This window comes from Thauera aromatica, from assembly GCF_023093595.1.
In the GTDB taxonomy this organism is placed as follows: domain Bacteria; phylum Pseudomonadota; class Gammaproteobacteria; order Burkholderiales; family Rhodocyclaceae; genus Thauera; species Thauera aromatica_A.
Map to the genome: position 1 here is coordinate 92,235 of NZ_JALLIK010000106.1, position 25,257 is coordinate 117,491.

Annotated in this window: 14 protein-coding genes; 10 read left to right on the top strand and 4 right to left on the bottom strand. The window is 66.8% G+C overall.

Translation table 11 applies throughout. From position 1 onward, the window contains the following. Positions 1-245 precede the first annotated feature (245 nt). The 7 genes from MXC99_RS12315 (at position 246) to MXC99_RS12345 (ending at position 16,211) form a co-directional block, all read left to right on the top strand. Positions 246-3,092 (top strand): DEAD/DEAH box helicase family protein, encoded by a 2,847-nt coding sequence (locus MXC99_RS12315; protein ID WP_247725733.1) that lies wholly within the window; start codon positions 246-248, stop codon positions 3,090-3,092. Continuing rightward, complete coding sequence (locus MXC99_RS12320; protein WP_247725734.1) at positions 3,092-4,630, top strand: restriction endonuclease subunit S; 1,539 nt, start codon at positions 3,092-3,094, stop codon at positions 4,628-4,630. The genes MXC99_RS12315 and MXC99_RS12320 overlap by 1 nt, the downstream gene beginning before the upstream one ends. Beyond that, entirely contained in the window at positions 4,627-6,123 is a 1,497-nt protein-coding gene (locus tag MXC99_RS12325; protein WP_247725735.1) for an RNA-binding domain-containing protein, read from the top strand. The genes MXC99_RS12320 and MXC99_RS12325 overlap by 4 nt, the downstream gene beginning before the upstream one ends. Positions 6,124-6,130: 7 nt before the next feature. Beyond that, positions 6,131-7,606: an HsdM family class I SAM-dependent methyltransferase gene (locus MXC99_RS12330; protein WP_247725736.1), complete on the top strand. Its 1,476-nt coding sequence runs from the start codon at positions 6,131-6,133 to the stop codon at positions 7,604-7,606. A gap of 90 nt (positions 7,607-7,696) precedes the next feature. Then, positions 7,697-13,414, top strand: coding sequence for an excinuclease ABC subunit UvrA (gene uvrA / locus MXC99_RS12335; RefSeq protein WP_247725800.1), 5,718 nt, complete (start codon positions 7,697-7,699; stop codon positions 13,412-13,414). A gap of 8 nt (positions 13,415-13,422) precedes the next feature. Further along, complete coding sequence (locus tag MXC99_RS12340) at positions 13,423-15,525, top strand: sensor domain-containing diguanylate cyclase (RefSeq protein WP_247725737.1); 2,103 nt, start codon at positions 13,423-13,425, stop codon at positions 15,523-15,525. Beyond that, complete coding sequence (locus MXC99_RS12345) at positions 15,522-16,211, top strand: cytochrome b/b6 domain-containing protein (RefSeq protein WP_247725738.1); 690 nt, start codon at positions 15,522-15,524, stop codon at positions 16,209-16,211. The genes MXC99_RS12340 and MXC99_RS12345 overlap by 4 nt, the downstream gene beginning before the upstream one ends. A gap of 87 nt (positions 16,212-16,298) precedes the next feature. Here the strand turns inward: MXC99_RS12345 and MXC99_RS12350 are convergent, their stop codons facing one another. Both MXC99_RS12350 and MXC99_RS12355 read right to left on the bottom strand, forming a co-directional pair. Next, positions 16,299-16,760: a c-type cytochrome gene (locus tag MXC99_RS12350; protein ID WP_247725739.1), complete on the bottom strand. Its 462-nt coding sequence runs from the start codon at positions 16,758-16,760 to the stop codon at positions 16,299-16,301. Between the two features lie 134 nt (positions 16,761-16,894). Then, positions 16,895-18,376, bottom strand: coding sequence for a DegQ family serine endoprotease (locus tag MXC99_RS12355; protein ID WP_247725740.1), 1,482 nt, complete (start codon positions 18,374-18,376; stop codon positions 16,895-16,897). Positions 18,377-18,623: 247 nt separating this feature from the next. On the opposite strand from MXC99_RS12355, the gene MXC99_RS12360 reads away from it, so the two are divergent. Then, positions 18,624-19,571 (top strand): hydrogen peroxide-inducible genes activator, encoded by a 948-nt coding sequence (locus tag MXC99_RS12360; RefSeq protein ID WP_247725741.1) that lies wholly within the window; start codon positions 18,624-18,626, stop codon positions 19,569-19,571. A 146-nt stretch (positions 19,572-19,717) separates the two neighbouring features. Continuing rightward, positions 19,718-20,188 (top strand): Dps family protein, encoded by a 471-nt coding sequence (locus tag MXC99_RS12365; RefSeq protein ID WP_247725742.1) that lies wholly within the window; start codon positions 19,718-19,720, stop codon positions 20,186-20,188. 94 nt (positions 20,189-20,282) lie between these two features. Here the strand turns inward: MXC99_RS12365 and MXC99_RS12370 are convergent, their stop codons facing one another. Then, complete coding sequence (locus MXC99_RS12370) at positions 20,283-20,804, bottom strand: Lrp/AsnC family transcriptional regulator (protein WP_247725743.1); 522 nt, start codon at positions 20,802-20,804, stop codon at positions 20,283-20,285. Between the two features lie 116 nt (positions 20,805-20,920). On the opposite strand from MXC99_RS12370, the gene ipdC reads away from it, so the two are divergent. Then, on the top strand, positions 20,921-22,549 hold the full coding sequence (gene ipdC, locus MXC99_RS12375) for an indolepyruvate/phenylpyruvate decarboxylase (protein ID WP_247725744.1): 1,629 nt from the start codon (positions 20,921-20,923) through the stop codon (positions 22,547-22,549). Between the two features lie 25 nt (positions 22,550-22,574). Here ipdC and MXC99_RS12380 read toward each other — a convergent pair whose 3' ends face one another. Then, a complete protein-coding gene (locus MXC99_RS12380) occupies positions 22,575-25,169 on the bottom strand; it encodes a DNA topoisomerase III (RefSeq protein ID WP_247725745.1) in 2,595 nt (864 codons plus the stop codon). Between the last annotated feature and the right edge of the window lie 88 nt (positions 25,170-25,257).

Sequence of the window (25,257 nt, forward strand, 5' to 3'; positions counted from 1 at the left end):
CGGTTCTGCATCTGAATAAATCCTGCCACATGCGCGTACCGTCCTGCAGGGTCCGGGCGATTTTCTCTCGCAACGCTTGCCAAATCAGCGCCGCTCTCGTTAGCCACCCGATTGTAGCGAGCTCCGCCCGCTGCACTTGCGCCTTGGTTCTCCGGGTAGCTCTTCCGGCATTGCCCCCTGCCTGCCCCCAAGCGAAAGTACTACCATCCTGCCAACATATGCCGGCAATGATGGAAGCTCGCTCGATGACCCTCAACCAGAATCCCGAACAACGCGCCCGCGACCAGATCGACGCGCAGCTCACCGCCGCTGGCTGGGCGGTGCAAGCCAAGAAGAAGATCGACTTCAGCGCCGGCCTGGGGGTCGCGGTACGCGAATACCAGACCAGCGTCGGCCCTGCCGACTACATCCTGTTCGTCGAAGGCAAACCGGTCGGCGTGATCGAGGCCAAGCCCGAGACGGCCGGCCATCACCTCACCGCGGTCGAGAGCCAGACCGAGGGCTATGCCAACGCCCAGCTGAAATGGGTCAAGGCCAGCGAGCCGCTGCGCTTCCTCTACGAAGCAACCGGCGTCATCACCCGCTTCACCGATGCCCGCGACCCCAGGCCGCGCTCGCGCGAAGTGTTCAGCTTCCACCGCCCGGAAACCCTGCGCGAATGGCTTGGCCAGAGCGCTACGCTACGCGCTCGCCTGCAAGGCATGCCGCTGCTCAATCCACACACGCTGCCGGCCAGCGCCTTGCGCCTGCGCGACTGCCAGGAAGTGGCGATCAGCAAGCTGGAAGAATCCTTCAAGACCGACCAGCCGCGCGCGCTGATCCAGATGGCCACCGGGGCCGGCAAGACCTATACCGCCATCACCGCCATCTACCGCCTGCTCAAGTACGCCGGCGCCCGGCGCGTGCTGTTCCTGGTCGACACCAAGAACCTCGGCGAACAGGCCGAGCAGGAAATGATGAGCTACCTGCCCATCGACGACTCCCGCAAGTTCACCGAGCTGTACCCGGTCCAGCGCCTCAAGTCCTCCTTCATTGCCAGGGACAGCCTGGTCTGCATCAGCACCATCCAGCGCATGTACGCCATCCTCAAGGGCGAGGAGCTGGACGAGACGCTGGAAGAGCGCAGCCCGGCCGAACAGCTGACCCAGCCCAAGAAGCCGATGCCGGTGGCCTACAACCCGGCGATCCCGCCGGAGTTCTTCGATTTCATCTTCATCGACGAATGTCACCGCTCGATCTACAACCTGTGGCAGCAGGTGCTCGACTACTTCGACGCCAGCCTGATCGGCCTCACCGCCACCCCGGACAACCGCACCTACGGCTTCTTCAAGAAGAACGTGGTCAGCGACTACAGCCACGAGAGGGCGGTGGCCGATGGCGTCAACGTCGGCAACGAGGTCTACCTGATCGAAACCGCCGTCACCAAGCAAGGCGGCCAGCTCAAGGCCGAACAGCAGGTGGAGCGCCGCGAGCGCCTGACCCGGCGCAAGCGCTGGGAGCAGCAGGACGAGGACGCGGCCTACAGCGGCAAACAGCTCGACCGCGACATCGTCAGCCCCGACCAGATCCGCACCGTCATCCGCAGCTTCCGCGACAGGCTGCCGGAGATCTTCCCCGACCGCATCGAGGCGGACGGCCGTTACCAGGTGCCCAAGACGCTGATCTTCGCCAAGACCGACAGCCACGCCGACGACATCATCCAGTGCGTGCGCGAGGAGTTCGGCGAGGGCAATGCCTTCTGCAAGAAGCTCACCTACCGGGTCGCCGACGGGCGCAAGGACGCCGAGGGCAACCTCGTCGAGGAAGGCGAAGACCCGCGCTCGGTCCTCGCCCAGTTCCGCAACGCCTACCACCCGCGCATCGCCGTCACCGTGGACATGATCGCCACCGGCACCGACGTGAAGCCGCTGGAGTGCCTGCTGTTCATGCGCGACGTGAAGAGCCGCAACTACTTCGAGCAGATGAAGGGGCGCGGTACCCGCACCCTCGACAAGGACGATCTGCAGAAAGTTTCCTCGGCGGCGAAAACCGCCAAGACCCACTACGTCATCGTCGATGCCATCGGTGTCACCAAGTCGCTGAAGACCGCCAGCCAGCCGCTGATCACCAAGCCCGGCGTGCCGTTCAAGGATCTCGCCATGGGCGTGATGCGCGGCGCCAGCGACAGCGATACCGTCAGCTCGCTGGCCGGGCGGCTGGCGCGTCTGGCCAGGCAACTGGAGCCGGTCGAGCACAAGAAGGTGGAAGCGCAGACCGGCGGCCAGCCGCTCAGCCACATCGTCGCCGGCCTGTTCAACGCCATCGACGCCGACCAGGTGGAAGCCCGCGCCCTGGAACTGGCCGGCCAGCCCGAGGGCAGCGACCCCGGCGATGCGCTGCGCGACCAGGCCCAGGCCGCGCTGGTCAAGGACGCCGCCAAGGCGCTCAACGGCGAGCTGATCGAGCTGCTCGACCGCATCCGCCGCGAGCGTGAGCAGATCATCGACCACGACACCCTGGACGAGCTGCTGCATGCCGGCTGGCAGGCGGACAGCGCCGAGGTGGCCCGCCAGCAGACCGAAGACTTCGCCGCCTGGCTGGACGCGCACCGCGACGCGCTGGTGGCGCTGGCCATTTATTTCAACGTGCCGCAGCGCCGCCGCGAAGTCACCTTCGAGCAGCTGCGCGCGGTGGTCGACGCGCTCAAGGCCGACCGCCCCAAGCTGGCGCCGCTGTCCGTCTGGCAGGCCTATGCCCGGCTGGAGGACTACAAGGGCAAGCACCCGCTCAGCAACCTCACCGCGCTGGTAGCGCTGATCCGCCGCGTGTGCGGGCTGGACGACACGCTGACGCCCTTCGAGGAAACCGTGGCGCGCAACTTCAAGGCCTGGATCTTCAAGCGCCACGCCGGCAAGGGCGAGAAGTTCAACGCGCAGCAGATGGAATGGCTGCAGATGATCCGCGACCATATCGCCAGCTCGGTCCATATCGACACCGACGCGCTAGACTTGCCGCCCTTCGACCGCGCGGGCGGGCTGGGCGAGTTCTACGAGCAGTTCGGCGATGCCTACGAGGCCGTGCTGGATGAAATCAATGAGGCGTTGGTGGCGTGATGAGTGACGAAGCAGGAAGTGCAGTAAGAGCCCAGCTTGGCTGGGTAATCCGCCAAGACGTGGATAAGGCAGGCCCTGCGGCGACCGACGGCGAAGAATTTATCTACGTCGACATCAGCAGCATCGACCGTGACAGCAAAAAAATCACGGATGCCAAGAAAATAGCGACCAGCAGCGCACCGAGCCGCGCCAAACAGCGACTGCAAACTGGCGACGTTCTTGTTTCCATGACGCGACCGAACCTCAACGCCGTGGCCATGGTCCCCCGCGAACTTGATGGGGCAATCGGCTCCACTGGATTTCATGTCATACGCACAGAGCACGTTGATTCCAGATTCGTTTTTTATCTAACTCAAACTAGAGATTTCATCGAGTCACTGAGTCAGCGTGTTCAAGGCGCTCTTTATCCAGCAGTTCGACCAGCTGACATCGATTCTTTTGAATTCTTGTTGCCTCCCACCGCCGAGCAAGTCCGCATCGTCGCCAAGCTGGACGAACTGTTCTCCGAACTCGACCAGGGTGTGGAAAACCTGCGCACCGCCCAGCAGCAGCTCAAGGTCTACCGCCAGGCCCTGCTCAAGCACGCCTTCGAGGGCAAGCTGACCGCCGAATGGCGGGCGCAGAATCCCGACAAGCTGGAATGCGCCGAGGCGCTGCTGGCGCGCATCCAGCAGGAGCGCAAGGCGCGCCAGCAGCAGCTGACGGAATGGCAGGAAGCCCGGCAGGCCTGGGAAGCCAACGGCAAGAGCGGCAGCAAGCCGGCCAAGCCCAAGGCTCCGAAAGTATTGCCACCGCTGACGACCAAAGAGCTGGCGGAGTTGCCGGGATTGCCGGCGGGTTGGGCGTGGATGAAAATCCATCAACTCTGCGAGGTTGTCAGAGGGGGATCACCACGCCCAGCAGGAGACCCCAAGTTCTATGACGGGAATATCCCATTTCTTAAGGTTGCTGATCTTACCAAGGGCTCTTCTCCGTACCTGACAAGCTACACATACACAATAAAAGAGGCAGGGCTTAATAAAACTCGACAAATAAAGCCAAACACACTGCTTTTGACGAATAGCGGTGCAACCCTTGGTGTTCCTAAAATCTGCCTGATCTCAGCAACAATGAATGACGGTGTGGCCGCATTCCTCGGGCTCCCACAAGATCAACTCCTTTACCATTACTATTTCTGGCAGAGCCAAACGGAGCGGCTGCGGAACATTGATCAGGGTGCGGCGCAGCCAAACTTGAATACTGACCTGATCAAAGAGACCCCAATCCCCGTCTGCTCGCCAGTCGAGCAAGCGACCCTGACCCAAACAATCGAAGCAGCCCTTTCTGGAGCTGACCAACTCGAGCAAACAATCACCACCTCCCTGCAACAAGCCGAAGCCCTGCGCCAGTCCATCCTGAAAAAGGCCTTCTCCGGCCAGCTGGTGCCGCAGCACCCCGACGACGAGCCGGCCAGCGTGCTGCTGGAGCGCATCCGCGCCGAGCGTGCCGCCCAGCAGCCCGCCACAAGGCGCGGGCGCCAGCGCAGGGCTGAGGCATGACCCCGGACCATCTGGCCGAACTGCTGCGCGGCGGCGAAGGGCTGACCGTCGAGTTCAAGCGCGCCCGCGCGGCGCTCAACCGCGACATCTACGAGACCATCTGCGCCTTTCTCAACCAGCGCGGCGGCACCCTGGTGCTGGGCGCGGCGGACGACGGCACGGTGACCGGCATCGCCCCCGAGGCGCTGGTGCAGATGCGCAAGGACCTCGCCAACACCCTGCACAACCCGCAGAAGATCAACCCGCCGATGCCGCTGGTGCCCGAGCCGGTCGAGCTGGACGGGCAGACCCTGCTGGTGCTGAGCGTGCCGGAAAGCTCGCAGGTACATAGCTGCAACCAGCGCATCTACAGCCGCAACGAGGATGGCGACTTCGACATCACCGGCCACGGCCAGCTGCTGGCCGAGCTGTACTTGCGCAAGCAGGTCGGCTACAGCGAGAACCGCATCTTTCCGCAGATCCGCCTCACCGACCTGCGCAGCGACCTGATCGAGCGCGTGCGCCGCAACGTGCGCCTGCAGCGCGCCGGCCACCCCTGGGCCGAGCTGGACGACCTGGAGTTGCTGAAAAGCGCCCGCCTCTACCAGCGCGACTACCAGACCGGCGCCGAAGGCATCTCCATGGCCGGCGCCCTGCTCTTCGGCCGCGACGAGGTGGTGCTGGGCGTGGTGCCGCACCATCGCACCGACGCCCTCCTGCGCGTGCAGGATCTCGACCGCTACGACGACCGCGACGACATCCGCACCAACCTGCTGGAAAGCTACGACCGGCTGATGGCCTTCGTGAACAAGCACATCGCCGACCCCTTCTACCTGGAGGGCAGCCGGCGCGTCAGCCTGCGCGACCGCATCTTCCGCGAGGTGGTGGCCAACCTGCTGATCCACCGCGAATACCTCAATCCCTTCCCGGCCAAGCTGATCATCCAGCGCGACCGGGTGGTCACCGAGAACAGCAACAACCCCCATGGCCTGGGCCTGCTGCGCCCGGACGACTTCGCGCCCTCGCCGAAGAACCCGGCCATCGCCCGTGTGTTCCGCGAGATGCAATGGGCCGAGGAGCTGGGCTCGGGCGTGCGCAACCTGTTCAAGTACGCCCGTGCCTTCGGCGGGCACGACCCGATCCTCAATGAGGCGTCGATCTTCCGGGTGACGGTGATGCTGCCAACGCTGCCGATGAGTGCGACAGCCAGCCAGACTGGCGTCAAGCCGCAGCCAGAATCAGGGGCAGAGTCAGGGGCAGAGTCAGGGGCAGAGTCAGGGGCAGAGTCGCAGGCGCGCCGCGTGCTGGGCGCGCTGGTCGACGGACCGCGAAGCAAGGCCGAACTGGTCAGCCGACTCGCCCTGCCGTCGGTCAGCGGCGCGCTGAACCGCAGCATGCGCAGTTTGCTCGACGCCGGCCTGATCGAATACACCCTGCCCGACAAGCCCAACAGCCGTTTGCAACAATACCGCCTGACCGCTGCCGGCCGGGCGCATCTGAATCTGCAGGACTGAATTCCCCATGAGCACCGATGCCATCGTCTCCAGAGTCTGGAGCTTCTGTACCACCCTGCGCGACGACGGCGTGGGCTACGGCGACTATCTGGAACAGCTGACCTATCTGATCTTCCTCAAGATGGCCGACGAATACGCCAAGCCGCCGCACAAGCGCGACATCGGCATTCCCAAGGGCTATGACTGGGCGAGCCTGCGGAACAAACGCGGCGCCGAGCTGGAAGTGCATTACGTCAACACGCTGATGCGGCTCGGCGGTAAGCCGGGCCTGCTCGGGCAGATCTTCACCAAGGCGCAGAACAAGATCCAGGACCCGGCCAAGCTGAGCCGGCTGATCAGCATGATCGACGAGACGCGCTGGGTGAAGCTGGGCGCCGATGTGAAGGGCGACATCTACGAGGGCCTGCTGGAGAAGAACGCCGAGGACACCAAATCCGGCGCCGGCCAGTACTTCACCCCGCGCGCGCTGATCCGTGCCATGGTCGAGTGCGTACGCCCCGCGCCGGGCAAGACCATCGCCGACCCGGCCTGCGGTACGGGTGGCTTCTTCCTCGCCGCTTATGACTACCTGGCCGCCAACCCGGCGCTGGACAAGGAACAGAAAGCCTTTCTCAAGAACGCGACCTTCCATGGTAACGAGATCGTCGCCAGCACCCGCCGCCTGTGCCTGATGAACATGCTGTTGCACAACATCGGCGAAATCGACGGTCAGAGCAGTATTTCCCCCAACGATGCGCTGATCGCCGATGACGGCCGGCGCTTCGACTATGTGCTGGCCAACCCGCCGTTCGGCAAGAAAAGCTCGATGAGCTTCACCAACGCCGAGGGCGAGGAAGAAACCGACGAACTGACCTACAACCGCCAGGACTTCTGGGCGACCACCTCGAACAAGCAGCTCAACTTCCTCCAGCACATCCGCAGCATGCTCAGGACCACCGGCCAGGCGGCCGTGGTGCTGCCGGACAACGTTCTGTTCGAGGGCGGCGCCGGCGAGACGGTGCGCAGGAAGCTGCTGGAAACCACCGAACTGCACACCATCCTGCGCCTGCCGACCGGCATCTTCTACGCCCAGGGCGTCAAGGCCAACGTGCTGTTCTTCGACAACAAGCCGGCGCGCAAGGAGCCGTGGACGCGGGAAGTGTGGATCTACGACTACCGCACCAACATCCACCACACGCTGAAAAAGAAGCCGCTGCGCTTCGAGGATCTGCAGGACTTCATCGCCTGCTACCGCCCTTCGAGCCGCCACGAACGCCGGGAAAGCTGGCACGAGACGAACCATCCGGAAGGGCGCTGGCGCAAGTACGGCCTCGAGCAGATCCTCGCCCGTGACAAGACCAGCCTCGACATCTTCTGGCTCAAGGACAAGTCGCTGGCCGACCTGGAGAACCTGCCGGAGCCGGACGAACTGGCCGAGGAGATCATCGAGAACATCGAGGCGGGACTGAACAGCTTCCGGGAGATTCTCAAGGGGCTGGGCTAGGAGCCCCCGCGGGAACCTTTCCCCCCTGGACATGGGATCCGAGCCCGATCCCCGCCTAAAATGGCGGCTTCCGCCTTCGCCTCGCTCCCCATGCCCGCCTCCGCACCCCGCTACATTCCGGTTGGTTCTTCCGTTTCGGTGGCCCCCGCCTCGGTCGCCGACGCCATCCGCATCCGCGGCGCGCGCCAGAACAACCTGCGCAACCTCTCGCTCGACCTGCCGCTCAACCGCCTGACGGTGGTCACCGGCGTGTCCGGTTCGGGCAAGTCCTCGCTGGTGTTCGACACCTTGTACGCCGAGGGCCAGCGCCGCTACGTCGAGACCTTCTCGCCCTATGCGCGCCAGTTCCTCGACCGCATGGACAAGCCGCAGGTGGATCGGATCGAGGGCGTGCCGCCGGCGATCGCGATCGACCAGACCAACCCGGTGCGCACCTCGCGCTCGACGGTGGGGACGATGACCGAGCTCGCCGACCACTTCAAGCTGCTCTACGCGCGCGCCGCGCAGCTGCACTGCCGCGGTTGTGGCAAGCCGGTGCGGCGCGATTCGGCCGACAGCATCGCCGCCGACCTGCGCGCGCGCGCGGCGGCGGCGGGCGATCCGCGCCTGGTGGTGTGCTTTCCGCTGGCGGTGCCGGCGAACTTCAGCACGGACGAGGTCGCCGGGCTGCTCGCCGCGCAGGGCTATACCCGGATCCAGGAACGCCTCGCCGGGGCCGGCGCCGAAGGGCAGGACGTGCTGCAGGTGGTGCAGGACCGCTTCCGCGCCTCGAACGCCGAGGATGCGCGCCTGGCCGAGGCGCTGGAGACGGCGCTGGCGCGCGGCCATGGGCGGCTGTCGGTGCATGTGTCGGGCGCGGGGGGGGCGTCGGAGCGCACGCCGGGCGAAGCAGTGTGGCGCTATTCCTCCGGCCTGCATTGCGCCGACTGCGACATCCACTATTCGGAAGCGACACCCGGCCTGTTCTCGTTCAACTCGCCGATCGGCGCCTGCGACACCTGCCGCGGCTTCGGCCGGGTGATCGGGGTGGATTTCGGCCTCGTGGTGCCGGACGAATCCAAAACGCTCGCCGAAGGCGCGATCAAGCCGTGGCAGACCGAAAGCTACCGCGAATGCCAGGAAGACCTGGCGAAGATGGCGAAGAAAAACGGCGTGGCGATGGACATCCCGGTGCGCGACCTGCCGCCGGAGCATCGCGCCTGGCTGTTCGAGGGCGACCCGAAGTGGAAGAACTGGGACAGCTCGTGGCCGCGCTACTGGTACGGCGTGCGCCACTTCTTCGACTGGCTCGAGAGCAAGGCCTACAAGATGCACATCCGCGTGCTGCTGTCGCGCTACCGCAGCTACACCGAATGCCCGGCGTGCCACGGCGCGCGGCTGAAGCCGGATGCGCTGCTGTGGCGCTTGCCGGTGGGCGACCGGGGCCTGCCCATTCACGAACTGATGGCGTTGCCGGTCGATCGCATCCGGGCGGCGATCGAGGCCCTGGCGCTGCCCGGTGCGGCGGACGAGGCCACCGCGCTGGTGCTCGGCGAGATCCGCAGCCGGCTCGCCTATCTTGCCGACGTCGGCCTCGGCTACCTGACCCTGGACCGCCAGTCGCGCACCCTGTCGGGCGGCGAAGTGCAGCGCATCAACCTGACCACCGCACTCGGCACTTCGCTGGTGAATACCTTGTTCGTGCTCGACGAACCTTCGATCGGGCTGCATCCGCGCGACATCGGCCGCATCCTCGGCGTGATGACGCGGCTGCGCGACGCCGGCAACACCCTGGTGGTGGTCGAGCACGACCCGCAGGTGATGGTCGCCGCCGATGAGCTGCTCGAGATCGGCCCCGGCCCCGGCGAGCGCGGCGGCAATATCGTCGCCCGCGGCACGCCGGCGGAGATCGCCGCCAACCCCGATTCGGTGACCGGGCCCTGGCTGGCGGGGAAGAAGCACATCGACGTCGATCGCCCGCCGCGCCCGGTGGAGGGCGCCACGCCGCACCTCACCTTGATCGGTGCCCGCCAGCACAACCTGCGCGACCTCAGCGTGGGCTTTCCGCTGCGGCGCCTGACCTGTCTCACCGGGGTGTCCGGCTCGGGCAAATCGACGCTGATCCAGGACGTGCTGTTCCCGGCGCTGGCCAAGCATTTCGGCGAAGGCGCCGAATCGCCGGGGGCCTTCGACCGCCTCGAGGGTGTGGATAACTTGCGCGGCGTGGTGATGGTGGACCAGTCGCCGATCGGCAAGAGCTCGCGCTCCAACCCGGTGAGCTACGTCGGCGCCTGGGACCCGATCCGCGCCCTCTTCGCCGCCCTGCCGGAGGCCAAGCAGCGCGCCTACACCCCCGGCACCTTCAGTTTCAACGCCGGCCACGGGCGCTGTCCGACCTGCACCGGCTCGGGCTTCGAGCACGTCGAGATGCAGTTCCTGTCCGACGTCTGGCTGCGCTGCCCGGACTGCGACGGCAAGCGCTATCGCCCAGAAGTGCTTGAATTGCAATGGAACGGGCTGTCGGTGGCGGATGTGCTGGCGCTGACCGTGCACGAGGCGCTGGACGTATTCGGCGCGCATCCCAAGGTTCTCGCCGCGCTCGCGCCGCTCGCCGACGTCGGCCTCGACTACCTGCGCCTCGGCCAGCCGGTGCCGACCCTGTCGGGCGGCGAGGCGCAACGCCTCAAGCTCGCCGGCCACCTCGCCGAAGCCGCACAGCGCAGACCTGTACGCAAAGCCAGTGCTGTGGATAAGTCTGGGGGCAAAGCTGGGGACAAGCCGGAGCCGGGCCTGCTGTTCCTGTTCGACGAGCCCACCACCGGCCTGCATTTCGAGGACGTCGCCACCCTCCTCGGCGCCTTCGACAAGCTGCTGCAGGCCGGCCATTCGCTGATCGTGATCGAGCACAACCTCGACGTGATCGCCGCTGCCGACTGGATCATCGACCTCGGCCCCGAGGGCGGCGAAGGCGGCGGCGCGATCGTCGTCGAAGGCCCGCCCGAGACGGTGCGCGCGCACGCGAGTTCGCACACCGGCGCCGCGCTGCGCGATTACGCCGAGGCGCTGAGGGAAATCGGGGCCAGGCAGACAACAGGGAACACGGCGGGGGGTAGGGGCGACGCGGCGGGTCGCCCCCACATCGCCGCAGAGGCGCGGGCGGAATACCGCATCGCCGCCCCGGCGATTGAAATCCGCCACGCCCGCGAGCACAACCTGAAGAACGTCAGCCTGCAGATCCCGCGCGACCGCTTCACCGTGATCACCGGTCTGTCCGGCTCGGGCAAGTCCACGCTGGCCTTCGACATCGTCTTCGGCGAGGGCCAGCGCCGCTACCTGGAATCGCTCAACGCCTACGCCCGCCAGTTCGTCCAGCCCGCGAGCCGGCCCGACGTCGATGGCCTGTTCGGCATTCCGCCGACGGTGGCGATCGAGCAGCGCACCAGCCGCGGCGGCAGGAAGAGCACGGTGGCGACGCTGACCGAGATCCACCCCTTCCTGCGCCTGATGTACGTCAAGCTGGGCACGCAGTTCTGCCCCGACTGCGAGGTCCCGGTGACGCCGCAGAGCTTCGAGGCCATCGTCGCCCAGCTCCAGCGCGAGCTGCGCGGCGCCTCCGTCGAAGTCCTCGCACCGCTGGTGGTCAACCGCAAGGGCCTGTACACCGACCTCGCCAAGTGGGCGCGGGCCAAGGGCCACGCCCAGCTGCGCGTCGATGGCGATGACCTGCCCACCGCCAAGTGGCCTCGGCTGGACCGCTACAAGGAGCACAACATCGAGCTGCCCGCCGGCAGGGTGGTGGTGCAGCCCGAGCACGAGGCCACGCTGCGCGCGCTGGTGGAACAGGCGCTGGAGATCGGCAAGGGCGTGATCAAGGTGCTCGACACCGGCAAGCCCGGCGCGGCGCCGATCACCTTCTCCACCCTGCGCGCCTGCCCGAGTTGCGGCACCGGCTTCCCCGAGCCCGATCCGCGCCTGTTCTCGTACAACGCCAAGCACGGCTGGTGCCCAAAGTGCTACGGCACCGGACTGAAGACCGCGGCGCGCATCGAGGACCCGGACGCGCTCGACCTCGGCGATGCGGAAGAAGTCATCGTCAGCGACGAGCCCTGCCCCGCCTGCGCGGGCGCTCGCCTCAACCCGGTGGCGCGCGCGGTGCGCTTCCGCGAGCTCGGCCTGCACCAGCTCGCCGCCTGGCCGGTGGACAAGGCCGCCGCCTTCTTCGCCGATCTGGCGCTCAACGCACGCGAAACCGACATCGCCCGCGACCTGGTGAGCGAGATCCGCGGCCGCCTCGCCTTCCTCCAGCACGTCGGCCTCGGCTACCTGGCGCTGGACCGCGCCGCGCCCACGCTGTCGGGCGGCGAAGCACAGCGCATCCGCCTCGCCGCCCAGCTCGGCTCCAACCTGCGCGGGGTGTGCTACATCCTCGACGAGCCCACCATCGGCCTCCATCCGCGCGACAACCGTCTGCTGCTCGACACCCTCGAAGCCCTGCGCGACCGCGGCAACACGCTGCTGGTGGTGGAGCACGACGAGGACACCATCCGCCGCGCCGACCACGTCATCGACCTCGGCCCCGGCGCCGGCGTGCGCGGCGGCCGCGTGGTGGCCGAGGGCACGATCGACGATCTGTTGAACGCGCCCGCATCGGCCACCGGCGAATGCTTCCGCCACCCGCTGCAGCATCCGCTGCGTCCGCGCCGCGCAGTGGCGGACGGGCATGCGGCGATCCGCATTGAGGGCGCGAACCTGCACAACCTGCGCGACCTTTCGGTGCGCATCCCGCTCGCCCGCCTCACCGTGGTCACCGGCGTTTCCGGCTCGGGCAAGTCCAGCCTCGCACGCGACGTCATCCACGCCAACCTGCGGGCGCGGCTGGGCGACCCCGAGGCCACCCGCGCCCGCCGCCGCGGTCAGGCCCAACCCGACGAGGTCGACCAGGCGCTGGTCGGCTGCAAGGCGATTCGCGGCTGGCAGCAGGTCGGCCGCGTGCTCGAAGTCGACCAGACCCCGATCGGCAAGACCCCGCGCTCCTGCCCGGCGACCTACGTCGGTTTCTGGGACGCGGTTCGCAAGCTCTTCGCCGACACCTTCGACGCCCGCACCCGCGGCTGGAACGCCTCGCGCTTCTCCTTCAACACTGGCGCCGGGCGCTGTCCGGTGTGCGACGGTGCCGGCCAGACCACGGTGGAGATGAGCTTCCTGCCCGACGTCAAGACGCCGTGCGAGGGCTGCGGCGGCGCACGCTTCAACGCCGAGACCCTGTCGGTGCGGTGGAAGGACAGGACCGTGGCCGAAGTGCTGGCGATGGCGGTGGACGAGGCGGTGGACTTCTTCTCCGCCCATCCGGCAATCGCCCACCCGCTGCAGCTGCTGCAGGACGTCGGCCTCGGCTACCTGACCCTGGGTCAGCCCAGCCCGACCCTGTCCGGCGGCGAAGCGCAGCGCATCAAGCTTGTGACCGAGCTGGCCAAGGTGCGCCGCCGCCCGGGCGATGCCGAGGACACCGGCGGCGTGCCGCTGCCCGCCGACAAGCACAGCCTGTACGTGCTCGACGAACCCACCGTCGGCCTGCACATGGCCGACGTGGATAAACTGATCCGCGTGCTCCACCGGCTGACGGATGCCGGCCACACCGTACTGGTGATCGAGCACGACCTCGACGTCATCGCCGAGGCCGACTGGCTGATCGACCTCGGCCCCGAAGGCGGCGACGGCGGCGGCCGGGTGGTGGCCGAAGGCCCGCCGGAAGTCGCGATGGCGACGCCGGAATCGCACACCGGGCGCCATCTGCGCGAGTTCCTGGCGACGCGGGGCGGGGGGAGCTAAATGCCAGCATGGCCGTGTACGAGCCCGGCAAGCCTGCAAGCCGCGCCTTTTGGCATAATCACCCCGTGCTTTCCTTATTTTCCACCGCCTCCGGCGCCGCCTGGCGTCGACCTTTCGCCATGGAGTGGATCCTTCTGGCGGGGGGGCTTTTCGTCGTGGCCAGCTTCCTCGCTTTCTCGCTGGATGAGGAGCGGCGCGTCACCGACACTCGTGAACACGAGCGGCTGACGACCCAGGCAAGGGTGATTCACGACAATCTTGCCCGACAGCTCGAGGGGGTCAACCGTGCGCTGGAAAGCGTGCTGGACGATCTACCCCTCTGGCAAGGCCAGTCTTCAGGCATGGCACACGCAAACAGGCGCTTGCGCGCCTTCACGGAAGCAATGCCCGGCGTGCGCACCCTGATCATCATGGACGAGAAGGGCGTTGCCGTTGCCGCCAACAGGCCGGAACTCATCGGCAGGAACTTCCGGGATCGCGCCTACTTCCAGGCCGCCATCCGCACCCCCGATCCGGAAACCTTGTACGTCTCGCCTCCGTTCAGGACTTCGCTCAATGTCTGGGCAATCAACGCCGTGCGCATGGTTTCCGGGCCGGACGGCAAGTTTGCCGGAGTCGTCACCGCAACGCTCGATCCGGACGCATTCGCCACCCTGCTCGATTCGGTGCGCTATGCCCAGGATATGCGCGCCGGGATCATCCATGGCGACGGCGAGATTTTTCTGGCCGCACCGCCGCGCCCGGAAATCTACGGCAAGAATCTGTCCACCCCGGATTCGTTCTTCACCCGCCACAAGGAGAGCGGGCGCGACGAGAACACCTTTCAGGGCGTCATCCGTTCGACCAATGAGGAGCGGATTGTCACCCTCCGAACCATCAACCCGGCCGCGCTCAAGATGGACAAGGTGCTCATCGCCGCCGTCAGCCGGGAGCAGGGCGCGGTTCATGCCAGATGGAAAAGCAGGGCCCGCTCCGACGCCCTCTTGTTCGCGCTGCTTGCGCTGACCAGCTGCACGGGGCTGGCCGTGCTGCAACGCCGTCGCCGCAGCGCGGCCGAACAGATGGCACAAGCGGAAGCGGCGTTGCGCAAGAAAGACGCGGCAATCGACCGGTTCTTTTCGGTCAGCATCGACCTCTTTGCGATTTCGGACATAGACGGCCGTTTCCTCAAGCTCAATCCGGCCTGGGAACGGGTTCTCGGTTATCCGGTTTCCGAACTGGAAGGCGCCCATTTCATCGATCTCGTTCATCCGGACGACCGGGAGGCAACCCTGAAGGTGGTGCCGCCACTTGCCAGCGGCGAGATGGTTTCCGATTTTACCAATCGCTGTCGGGCAAAAAATGGCGAGTACCGCTACATCGAATGGCATTCGGTGGCGGTGCCGGAGGAAAGCATGATCTACGGTGCCGCCCGCGACGTCACCGAGCAGTACCGGACCGAAGAAAAATTGCACGAACTCAATGCCAGACTGCTTGCCCAGGCTGAACTGCTGCAGACCCAGGCCTATGTCGATGGCCTGACCGGGATACCGAACCGGAGAAGGTTTGATGAGGCCTTCATCGCTGAATGGCGGCGCTGCCGGCGCGAAAAGGTGCCGCTGGCCGTGCTGATGATCGACATCGATCACTTCAAGCACTACAACGATCACTACGGCCACCAGGCCGGCGACGCGACGCTGAAAGCCGTTGCCCGCGTGCTGCAGGCCGGCTTGGGCCGCTCCTATGACCTGGTGGCCCGCTACGGTGGCGAAGAGTTCGTCTGCATTTTCCCCGACTCAAGCCTGGCAGGGGCGAGTGCAAAGGCTGAAGCCTTGCGGGCCACGGTCGAGGGATTGGGCATCCCCCATGCCGGCCCATCTGCTTCGGGCGTCGTGACCCTCAGCATCGGCGTGGCGGTCGACACGCCGGGCGAAAACAGTGCTGCGGAAATGCTGCTGGCCGTTGCGGACAAGGCGCTCTATGCCGCAAAAAATGGCGGGCGTAACCGGGTAAATGTCGGGCAGGTCGCAAGCCATTTCAACCGTGCCCGGGGCGTACGCCCGGACAACCTTTCCCAAGCGGACGACCACCAGGGCGTCGGTCCGGAACCACCACACGGAAAAGACTCATGAGCCTGCGCAAACTGTACGTATGGGATCTTCCCACCCGTCTTTTTCACTGGTTGGCGGCGATCCTGATCGTCGCCGCCTATATCACCGGCGGGATTGGCGGCGAGTTCATCGTATGCCACGGCCGCGTCGGCATCGCCATCACCGGCCTGCTCGCCTTCCGCCTGGTGTGGGGCGTGATCGGCTCGACCTATGCGCGCTTCGCCGATTTCGTGCCCGGCCCCGCCCATCTGTGGGCGCATCTGCGTGGGCACTGGAGCGGCCTCGGGCATAACCCGCTCGGCGCGCTGTCGGTGCTGGCCCTGCTCGGCGTGATGATCTACCAGGTGCTCACCGGCCTCTTCGCCAATGACGACATCGCCTTCTCCGGTCCGCTGCGCACGCTGGTGAGCGCCGACACCAGCAACTGGCTGAGCAGCCTGCACCGGCAGAACTACTGGCCGATCCTCCTCCTCGTTGCGCTGCACGTGGGCGCCGTGCTGTTCTATGCGCTGGTCAAGAAGGACAATCTGGTCGGGCCAATGATCACCGGCCACAAGCTCGTCGCCGAGGCCGAGGCCGAGGCCAAGCCGGCGCAAGGCGGCGGCGCAGTGGCCTTCCTCATCGCCCTGGCGATCGCCGCCGGCGTGCTCTACCTCGCCACCGGCAGCTTCATCGAAGCGCCGCCGCCGCCCGTCGCCCCTTGGTGAGCCCCTGCGAAACCGGAGTCTGTCACCGGTTCTGCGCATAAAAAAAGCCACCGCTGAGGTGGCTTTCTTGCGCGTGGGCGAAGGAGCTCACTCCATGCGGTATTTGTCGTGACAGGCTTTACAGGTTTCGCCGGTTGCGCCGAAGGCTTTCTGCACTGCGGCCTTGTCGCCGCTGGCGGCGACCTTGGCGAGGTTGGCGGCGGCAGCGTTGAAGTCGCCGGCGAGCTTGCCGACGTTGTCCATTTCCTTGAAGAGCTCGGGCTTCACCCGCGTCTTGCGCTCGCCGATGTCCTTGTCCGTACCCGGACCGTAGAGCGCACCCATGCCCGAGCCGGCGATTGCGGCGATGGCGTTGGCGGCGGCTTCGACCTGCTTGGCGTTGTATTCGCCTTCGAGGTTGGCCTTGATCTTGCCCATGTTCCAGCTCATGAAGCTGTAGCCGGCCTGGCGGAACTTGATCTGGTCCTCGGGCTTGACCTGGGCCGAGGCGGCCGTCGCCAGCGACAGGGCGAGCACGCCGAAAGCGGTGCGGAGAAGGGGTTTTTGCATGGTGACCTCGTAGCGTGGGAAGGAAACGAGCGAACCGGGCCGGCCTCGCGCAAGCCCGGTTCATTAGGTTAAAATTATATTCTAAAAGGATCGACACCGCCCCGCCACGCCGGTAGCGCCGGGGCGGTAGCCGCTTACTCGATGCGCACGGGCACGAAGATGCGCGCTTCGCCGCGCTGCACCAGCACGGCGAAGCGGTTGCCGGCACGCTCGAGGAGGGCGCGCAGTTCGCCCACGGAAGCGAGAACCTGGTTGTTCACCGCGAGGATGATGTCGCCGCGCTGGATGCCGGCGCGCGCCGCGGCGCCATCCACCCCTTCGACGACGACACCGCCGCGCAGCTTGAGCTCGCCGGCTTCCTGCGCGGTCAGCGCGCGCACGCTGAGGCCGAGCTTGGGACCCAGACTCTCGACCTGGCTCGGCGCCGCGGGGGCGGCGCTGGCGACGGTGCTGTCGGTGCGCAGCTCGTCGAGGGTCGCGACCAGGTCGCGGCTGCGGCCGTTGCGCCAGATTTCCATCCGCACCTCGGTGCCGGGGCGCTTGTCGCCGATCACGCGCGGCAGTTCGGAAGAGTCGGTGATGCGCCGCCCATCGACGCCGAGCACCACATCACCCGCCTGCAACCCGGCTTTCTCCGCCGCGCTGCCCGGATCCACGCTGGCCACCAGCGCGCCGCGCGCATCCGGCAGGCCGAAGGACTGGGCGAGATCCTTATCCACCTCCTGGATGGCGATGCCCAGGCGGCCGCGCTGCACGCGGCCATGAGTGACGAGCTGGTCCTTGACGTTCATCGCGACGTCGATCGGGATCGCGAACGAGATCCCCATGAAGCCGCCCGAGCGCGAATAGATCTGCGAGTTGATGCCGATCACTTCGCCGGCGAGGTTGAACAGCGGCCCGCCCGAGTTGCCCGGGTTGATCGCGACGTCGGTCTGGATGAAAGGCACGTAGGTCTCATCGGGCAGGCGGCGCGCCTTTGCCGAGATGATGCCGGCGGTCACCGTGCTGTCGAAGCCGAAGGGCGAACCCATCGCCACCACCCACTCGCCGACGCGGGCCTGTTCGGCATTGCCGATCTTCACCGCCGGCAGGTCCTTGGCGTCGATCTTGAGCAGGGCGACGTCGGTGCGGCGATCGATGCCGACCACGGTGGCCTTGAACTCGCGCTTGTCGATCAGGGTCACGGTGACTTCGGAGAGCGTGGCGTCGGCGTTTTCACCGGCGACGACGTGGGCGTTGGTCAGCACGTAACCGTCCTTGCTGACGATGAAGCCGGAGCCGATTCCCTGCCGCGCGCGCGGCCCCATGCCGGGCTGGCCGGGCATGCCCGGCACCGGTACGCCGAAGCGGCGCAGGAAATCGTAGAAGGGATCGTTGGCGAAGGGGTGCTCGCCCATCGTGCCCTGCGCCTGGCGCTGGACCACGCTGATGTTCACCACCGCGGGGCCGACCTGTTCGACGAGGTCGCCGAAATCGGGCAGTCCGAAGCGGTTCGGCGCCACCATCGAGGAGGCCGGTGCGGAGGCCTGGGCGAAGGCGGGCGACAGAAGGCTGCCCTGCGGGAGCGCGGCCGCAAGAGCAACGGCCAGGGTGCTGACGGCTAGGATTTTTCGCATAGCGGGATTCATCGAAAGTAATGGGGAAGGAGTCGGCCTGCTGGCAATCGACCTGCAGTGGTGGACGCGGGTTCCGCCGTCCTGTTCCCGAGGAGACTCCGGCTTTCAGATCGGGGGCGTTCGCGGCGGGTTCAAGCCGGCCTCCGCTCATTGCAGGAGCATCCGGGTGCGCAGGACGCGGGGCGACGGGGTAACATCCGGAAGCTGCCGGCCTATGGTTTCATAATCCTTCCTGCGTGTCGTCGCCATGACCCTTACCGACCTGCGTTATCTCGTCGCGCTCGCCCACGAGCGCCATTTCGGGCGCGCTGCCGAAAAGTGCCACGTCTCCCAGCCCACCTTGTCGGTGGCGATCAAGAAGGTGGAGGATGAACTCGGCATCCAGCTCTTCGAGCGCAGCGCCACCGAAGTCAAGATCACCGAGACCGGGCGGCGCATCGTCGCCCAGGCGGAAAAAGTGCTGATGGAGGCGAGCCAGATCCAGGAGATCGCCGCCGCCGGCAAGGACCCGCTGGCCGGGCCGCTGCGGGTCGGAGTGATCTACACCATCGGCCCCTACCTGCTGCCGCGGCTGATTCCGCGCGTGCACCAGCTCGCGCCGAAAATGCCGCTGATCATCCAGGAAAACTACACCGCGAGGCTCGCCGAAGCGCTCAAGCGCGGCGAGCTCGACGTCATCGTCATCAGCCTGCCGTTCGACGAGGCCGGGGTGGTGGCGCAGCCGGTCTACGATGAGCCGTTCCGCGTGCTGATGCCGGCCGAGCACCCGTGGACGCGGGAAGCGCGCATCGACCCCGGGCACCTTGCCGAAGACCAGCTGCTGCTGCTCGGCGCCGGCAACTGCTTCCGCGAACAGGTACTCGAAGTGTGTCCGAGCTGCCGCAACGTCGGCGGGCTGCAGCGCACCCTGGAAGGCAGCTCGCTGGAGACGATCCGCCACATGGTCGCCACCGGGCTCGGCGTCACCGTGCTGCCCAGCTCGGCGGCCGACGAGCTGACGGCGCAGAACCCGCTGATCGCGGTGCGCCCTTTTTCCGAACCCGAACCTTCGCGGCGGGTGGCACTGGCCTGGCGGGTGACCTATCCGCGCAGCGGCGCGATCGACGTGCTGCGCACGGCGATCCTCGACAGCGCGCTGCCGGGCGCGCGGCCGGTCGGGCGCGCACCCGGGCTCGAAGCGCTGGTCAGCGCCTGATTCATAGCCCATGTAGATCGAAGAGATTTTTTCGATCGATTGGATCGATCAATCCGATTGCTTTAGCATGGAAGCATGGGCTCGGCGTTGTGCCGACGCTCCTTCCGATACACCTCGCCACTTCACCACCGCGCACGGAGAACGACATGAAAATCGATATCGGCATCAGCGAACAGGACCGCACCCAGATCGCCGACGGGCTGTCCCGCCTGCTCGCCGACAGCTACACCCTGTACCTGATGACGCACAACTTCCACTGGAACGTCACCGGGCCGATGTTCAACACCCTGCACCTGATGTTCGAGCAGCAATACACCGAGCTCGCGCTGGCGGTGGATCTGATCGCCGAGCGCATCCGCGCCCTCGGCTGCCCCGCGCCGGGCACTTACCAGGCCTTCCAGAAGCTCACCAGCCTGGCCGAACCCGAAGGCGTGCCCAACGCCCAGGACATGATCCGCCAGCTCGTCCGCGGCCAGGAAGCGGTGATCAAGACCGCACGCAGCATCGCCCCGGTCGCCGACAAAGCCGCCGACGAGCCGACCCTCGACCTGCTGACCCAGCGCATGCAGGTGCACGAGAAGAACGCCTGGATGCTGCGCAGCCTGCTCGAAGGCTGAGGCGGAAATCCTCCATTGCGAAGCGCGAAACGGGCCGCAAGGCCCGTTTCGCATTGGTGCGCCGCCGCACCCTGACCGACAGGCGGGCTGCGCCTCATCCGCCGGCATAGCGCAGGCGGGAAGCGGGCCGCGGCGGGCGGGCGATGTGTTCCAGCGGCAGGACGTGGGTCTGCTTGATCTTGTGCAGGGCGATGTCGGTCTTGATGTTGGCGACACCGGGCAGGCGCAGCAGGCGCTTCATCATCAGCTCGGAAAAGGCGGCCAGATCGGGGGCGACGATGCGCAACACGTAGTCGGCGCTGCCGCTCACCGAAAAGCACTCGAGCACTTCGGGAAGCGCGGCGACGCCGCTCTCGAAGGCATCGGGGCGCTGTGCGCCATGGCGTTCGAGGGTGACGTGGGCGAAGGCGGTGACGCCGAGGCCGAGCGCAGCCGGGTCGAGCAGCGCCGCATAGCCGGCGATGAGGCCGGCGTCCTGCAGGCGCTGCAGCCGGCGGCTGACCTGCGAGGCCGACAGGTGCACGTGCTCCCCGAGCACGGCGTTGGTGGCGTTGCCGCTGCGCTGCAGCGCGTCGAGGAGAGCGAGGTCATGGCGGTCGACCGTGATGGCGTTCATTCTTCAGCTTCTTCATGCACGAAACGTGCACATCATCGCATTTTAAGGCACTAAAAAGCGCACACCGTGCAGGGCATGCGCAGCATAATTTTCCGACCATTCCGGAGGAGACCAGCATGAACCTGACCGAATCCCTGCTCCATGCGCTGAAGGCGCATGGCGCCCGCCAGATCTTCGGCATTCCCGGCGACTTCGCCCTGCCGTACTTCCGCATCATCGAGGAGTCGCAGATCCTGCCGCTGTACACCCTGTCGCACGAGCCCGCGGTCGGTTTCGCCGCCGACGCCGCGGCCCGCGTCGGCGGCGGGCTCGGGGTGGCGGCGGTCACCTACGGTGCCGGCGCGCTCAACATGGTCAATGCGGTAGCCGCCGCCTACGCCGAAAAATCCCCGCTGGTAGTGCTCTCCGGCGGCCCGGGCAAGGGCGAGTCGCGTTCCGGCCTGCTCCTCCACCACCAGGCCAAGACGCTCGATTCGCAATTCCAGATCTTCCGCGAGATCACCTGCGACCAGGTGCGCCTGGACGATGCCGCGCGCGCCCCGGCCGACATCGCCCGCGTGCTCGCCAGCGCCCGGCGCAACTCGCAGCCGGTGTACATCGAGATTCCGCGCGACATGGTCGCCGTGCCGTGCGCGCCGGTGGCTGCCAAAGCGCCGCCGGCGATCGATGCCGAGGCCCTGTCTACCTGCGTCGACGAGATCCTCGCGCGCCTCGGCCGCGCCCGCGCGCCGGTACTGATGGCGGGCATCGAAGTGCGCCGCTTCGGCCTCGAGGACAAGGTCGCCGAACTGTCGCGCCGCCTCGGCCTGCCGGTGGTCACCAGCTTCATGAGCCGCGGCCTGCTCGCGGAGCAGGATGCGCCGCTGATGGGCACCTACATGGGCCGCGCCGGCCTGCCCGAAGTCACCCGCCTGGTGGAGGATTCCGACGGCCTGTTCCTGCTCGGGGTGATCGTGTGCGACACCAACTTCGCGGTGTCGGAAAAGCACATCGACCTGCGCAAGACGATCCACGCCTTCGATGGGCGGGTGACGATGAGCTATCACACCTATCCGGCGATTCCCCTCGCCGCCCTGGTCGACGGCCTCCTCGCCCGGGTCCCGGCGCGCGGCGCCGCGGTCGGCGGCGAGCGCCAGGTGTTTCCACGCGGCCTGGTCGCCGACGACGCCCCGGTGTCGCCGTCCGACATCGCCACCGCAGTCAACGACCTGATGGCCACGCACGGCAAGCTGCCGATCGCGGCCGACGTCGGCGACTGCCTGTTTACCGCGATGGATATCGAGAACACCGCCCTGGTCGCGCCCGGCTACTACGCGACGATGGGCTACGGCGTGCCCGCCGGCTTCGGCGTGCAGGTCGCCACCGGCCAGCGTCCGCTGATCCTGGTCGGCGACGGCGCCTTCCAGATGACCGGCATGGAGCTGGGCAACTGCCGGCGCTACGGCTGGGATCCGATCGTGCTGCTGTTCAACAACGCGAGTTGGGAGATGCTGCGCACCTTCCAGCCCGAATCGAGCTTCAACGACCTCGGCGATTGGGGCTTCGCGCAGATGGCGGCCGGCCTCGGCGGCGACGGCGTGCGCGTCCATACCCGCGCCCAGCTGAAGGCGGCGCTCGACGCCGCGTTCGCCACCCGCGGCCGCTTCCAGCTGATCGAAGTGATGATTCCGCGCGGAGTGCTGTCGGAGACGCTGTCGCGCTTCGTCAACAGCGTCAAGCGCCTGACCGTGGCCAAGCCGGACTGAAGCGGTGCGCCCGGCGGGGGCGGTTTCAGCCCGCCTTGGGCGCCGCGGTGCGCTTGCACGCGGCCGGCTTGGCGGTCGCGGGGGCTTCGCCGGCGGCGTCGGCATCGCCGCCGGCTTTCGCCGCTGCGCTCTTGGCGCCGGCTTTCGGTGCCTTCGCTTCGAACTCGAAGCCGACCTTGCCGTCCTTGCCGCGCACCAGGTAGGCGGAGAACTTGCGCCGGGTGCGCGCCGAGACAAAGCCCTTGAGCAGCTCGGTCTTGCCTTCGGCAAGGAGCTTCGCCATCTGCTCGCGCTCGATCGGCTGCTGCAGGATGACTTTGCCGGAGCGGAAATCGCAACGCTTGCCCGGTCCCACGGATTTTTCGCAGACGTAGGCCATGCCGTGCTCGAACACGCGGGCGGCGCATTTCGGGCAGGCGCCGACCGGCGTCTGTTCCGAGAAATCCACCGCCTCGGCCTCCTCGCCTTCCTTGGGCTGGCCGAAGTCGAAAGTGGGCTGCTTGTCCTCGTTCAACACGATGTCGGCGTTGAACAGGCGCCCCATCTTGTTGCGGAAGCCGAGCAGCGGGCCGACCTTGCCCGCGCGCAGCAGGGTCTCGATCTCGTCGTACTCGAACTGGCGCCCGGCGACGATCTTCCAGGTGCTCCAGTCGCAGCTCTGGCAGGCGAACTTCTTGTAGTTTTCCTTCACCACCCCGCCGCACTTCGGGCACGGGGTCTGCAGGGTGACGAACTCGCCCGGCACGGTGTCGGACTCGTAGCGCTTGGCGCGCTCGACCACCTCGCGCGTCATCTCGGCGATCTCGTTCATGAAGGCTTCGCGGCTGAGCTTGCCGTGTTCCATCTGCGCGAGCTTGTATTCCCAGCCGCCGGTCAGTTCCGGCGAAGTCAGCGCAGTGACGCCCAGACCCTTCAGCAGCGTGATCAGCGAGAACGCCTTCGCACTCGGGATCAGCTCGCGGCCTTCACGGTGGATGTACTGCTCGCCGATCAGGCCTTCGATGATCTGCGCCCGCGTCGCCGGAGTGCCGAGGCCGCGCTCGGCCATCGCCGCGCGCAGCTCCTCGTCGTCGACCATCTTGCCCGCGCCTTCCATGGCGGAGAGCAGGGTGGCTTCGTTGAAGCGCGCCGGCGGCTTGGTCTGCAGCGCCTTCACCACGATGTCCTCGGTGGCGACGGTCTCGCCCTGCTTCACCGCCACCAGCTGCGGGCCGCCGTCCTTGGCGTCCCCGGGTTTTCCATCTTTCTCGTCGCTGGCGGCTTCCTTGCCATACACCGCGAGCCAGCCCGGATTGACCAGCACCTTGCCCTCGGTCTTGAAGACCTCGCCCTCGACGCGGGTGATGCGGGTGGTGATCTGGTACTCGGCCGCGGGGTAGAACACGGCGAGGAAGCGCTTGGTGACGAGGTCGTAGATCTTGTGTTCGGCCTCGGACAGGTTCTTCGGCAGCGCCCCGGTGGGGATGATGGCGAAGTGGTCAGAGATCTTGGCGTTGTTGAAGATGCGCTTGTTCGGCTTCACCCAGCCCTGCCGGGCGATCTCGCCGGCGAAGGGCGCGTACTGATCGGGCAGGGTGCGCAGCACCTCGCTCACCGTGGCGAGGTAGTCCTCGGGCAGGGCGCGGGCGTCGGTCCGCGGGTAGGTCAGCACCTTGTGCTTCTCGTACAGCGCCTGGGCGAGTTGCAGGGTGACGCGGGCGGAGAAGCCGAAGCGGCCGTTGGCTTCGCGCTGCAGGCTGGTGAGATCGAACAGCAGCGGCGACAGCTGGGTGGAGGGCTTGGACTCCTCGCTGACCACGCCCGGCTTGCCCGCGCACTTGGCGCGGATGGCCTCGGCCCGGGCCTGGTCCCACAGGCGGAAGGCGGTGGCGTGCTCGTCGCCTTCGGGCTTCTTGAACTTTTCGTCGAACCAGCGCCCGGGGTATTCGCCGGCGGCACAGGCGAAGCGCGCTTCGAGTTCCCAGTAGTCGCGCGACTGGAACTTGCGGATACGGTCTTCGCGCTCGACCACCATCGCCAGCGTCGGCGTCTGCACGCGACCCACCGTGGTGAGGTGAAAGCCACCGGTCTTGGAGTTGAACGCGGTCATCGCCCGGGTGCCGTTGATGCCGATCAGCCAGTCCGATTCGGCGCGGCAGATCGCGGCGTTACGCAGGCCCTCGACGTCCTGCGCGGCGCGCAGGTGGGCGAAGCCGTCGCGGATCGCCTGCGCCGTCATCGACTGCAGCCACAGGCGCTGCATCGGCTTCTTGGTGCCGGCGTGCTGGGCGATGAAGTTGAAGATCAGCTCGCCCTCGCGGCCCGCGTCGCAGGCGTTGATGAGGCCGGTGACGTCCTTCCTCTTGATCAGCCGGGTGAGCAGCTTCAAGCGGTCCTCGGTCTTCTCGATCGGTCTGACCGCGAAGTGGGGCGGAATCACCGGCAGGTGGGCGAAAGTCCATTTGCCGCGCTTGACCTCGAATTCCTCGGGCACGGCAAGCTCGAGAAGGTGGCCGACGGCCGACGACAGCACGTAGTCGTCGGACTCGTAGTAGTCCTTCTCCTTGGTGAAGCCGCCCAGCGCACGGGCGATGTCCTGTGCGACGGAGGGCTTTTCCGCGATGATCAGTTGCTTGCTCATGCTTTGGCAGGAAGGGGGCTGGGCGCCGCTAGGCGCAGGGTTCAGGAAGCGGCCGATGATAAGGACAGCACGCCGGCGCGTGCAAGCC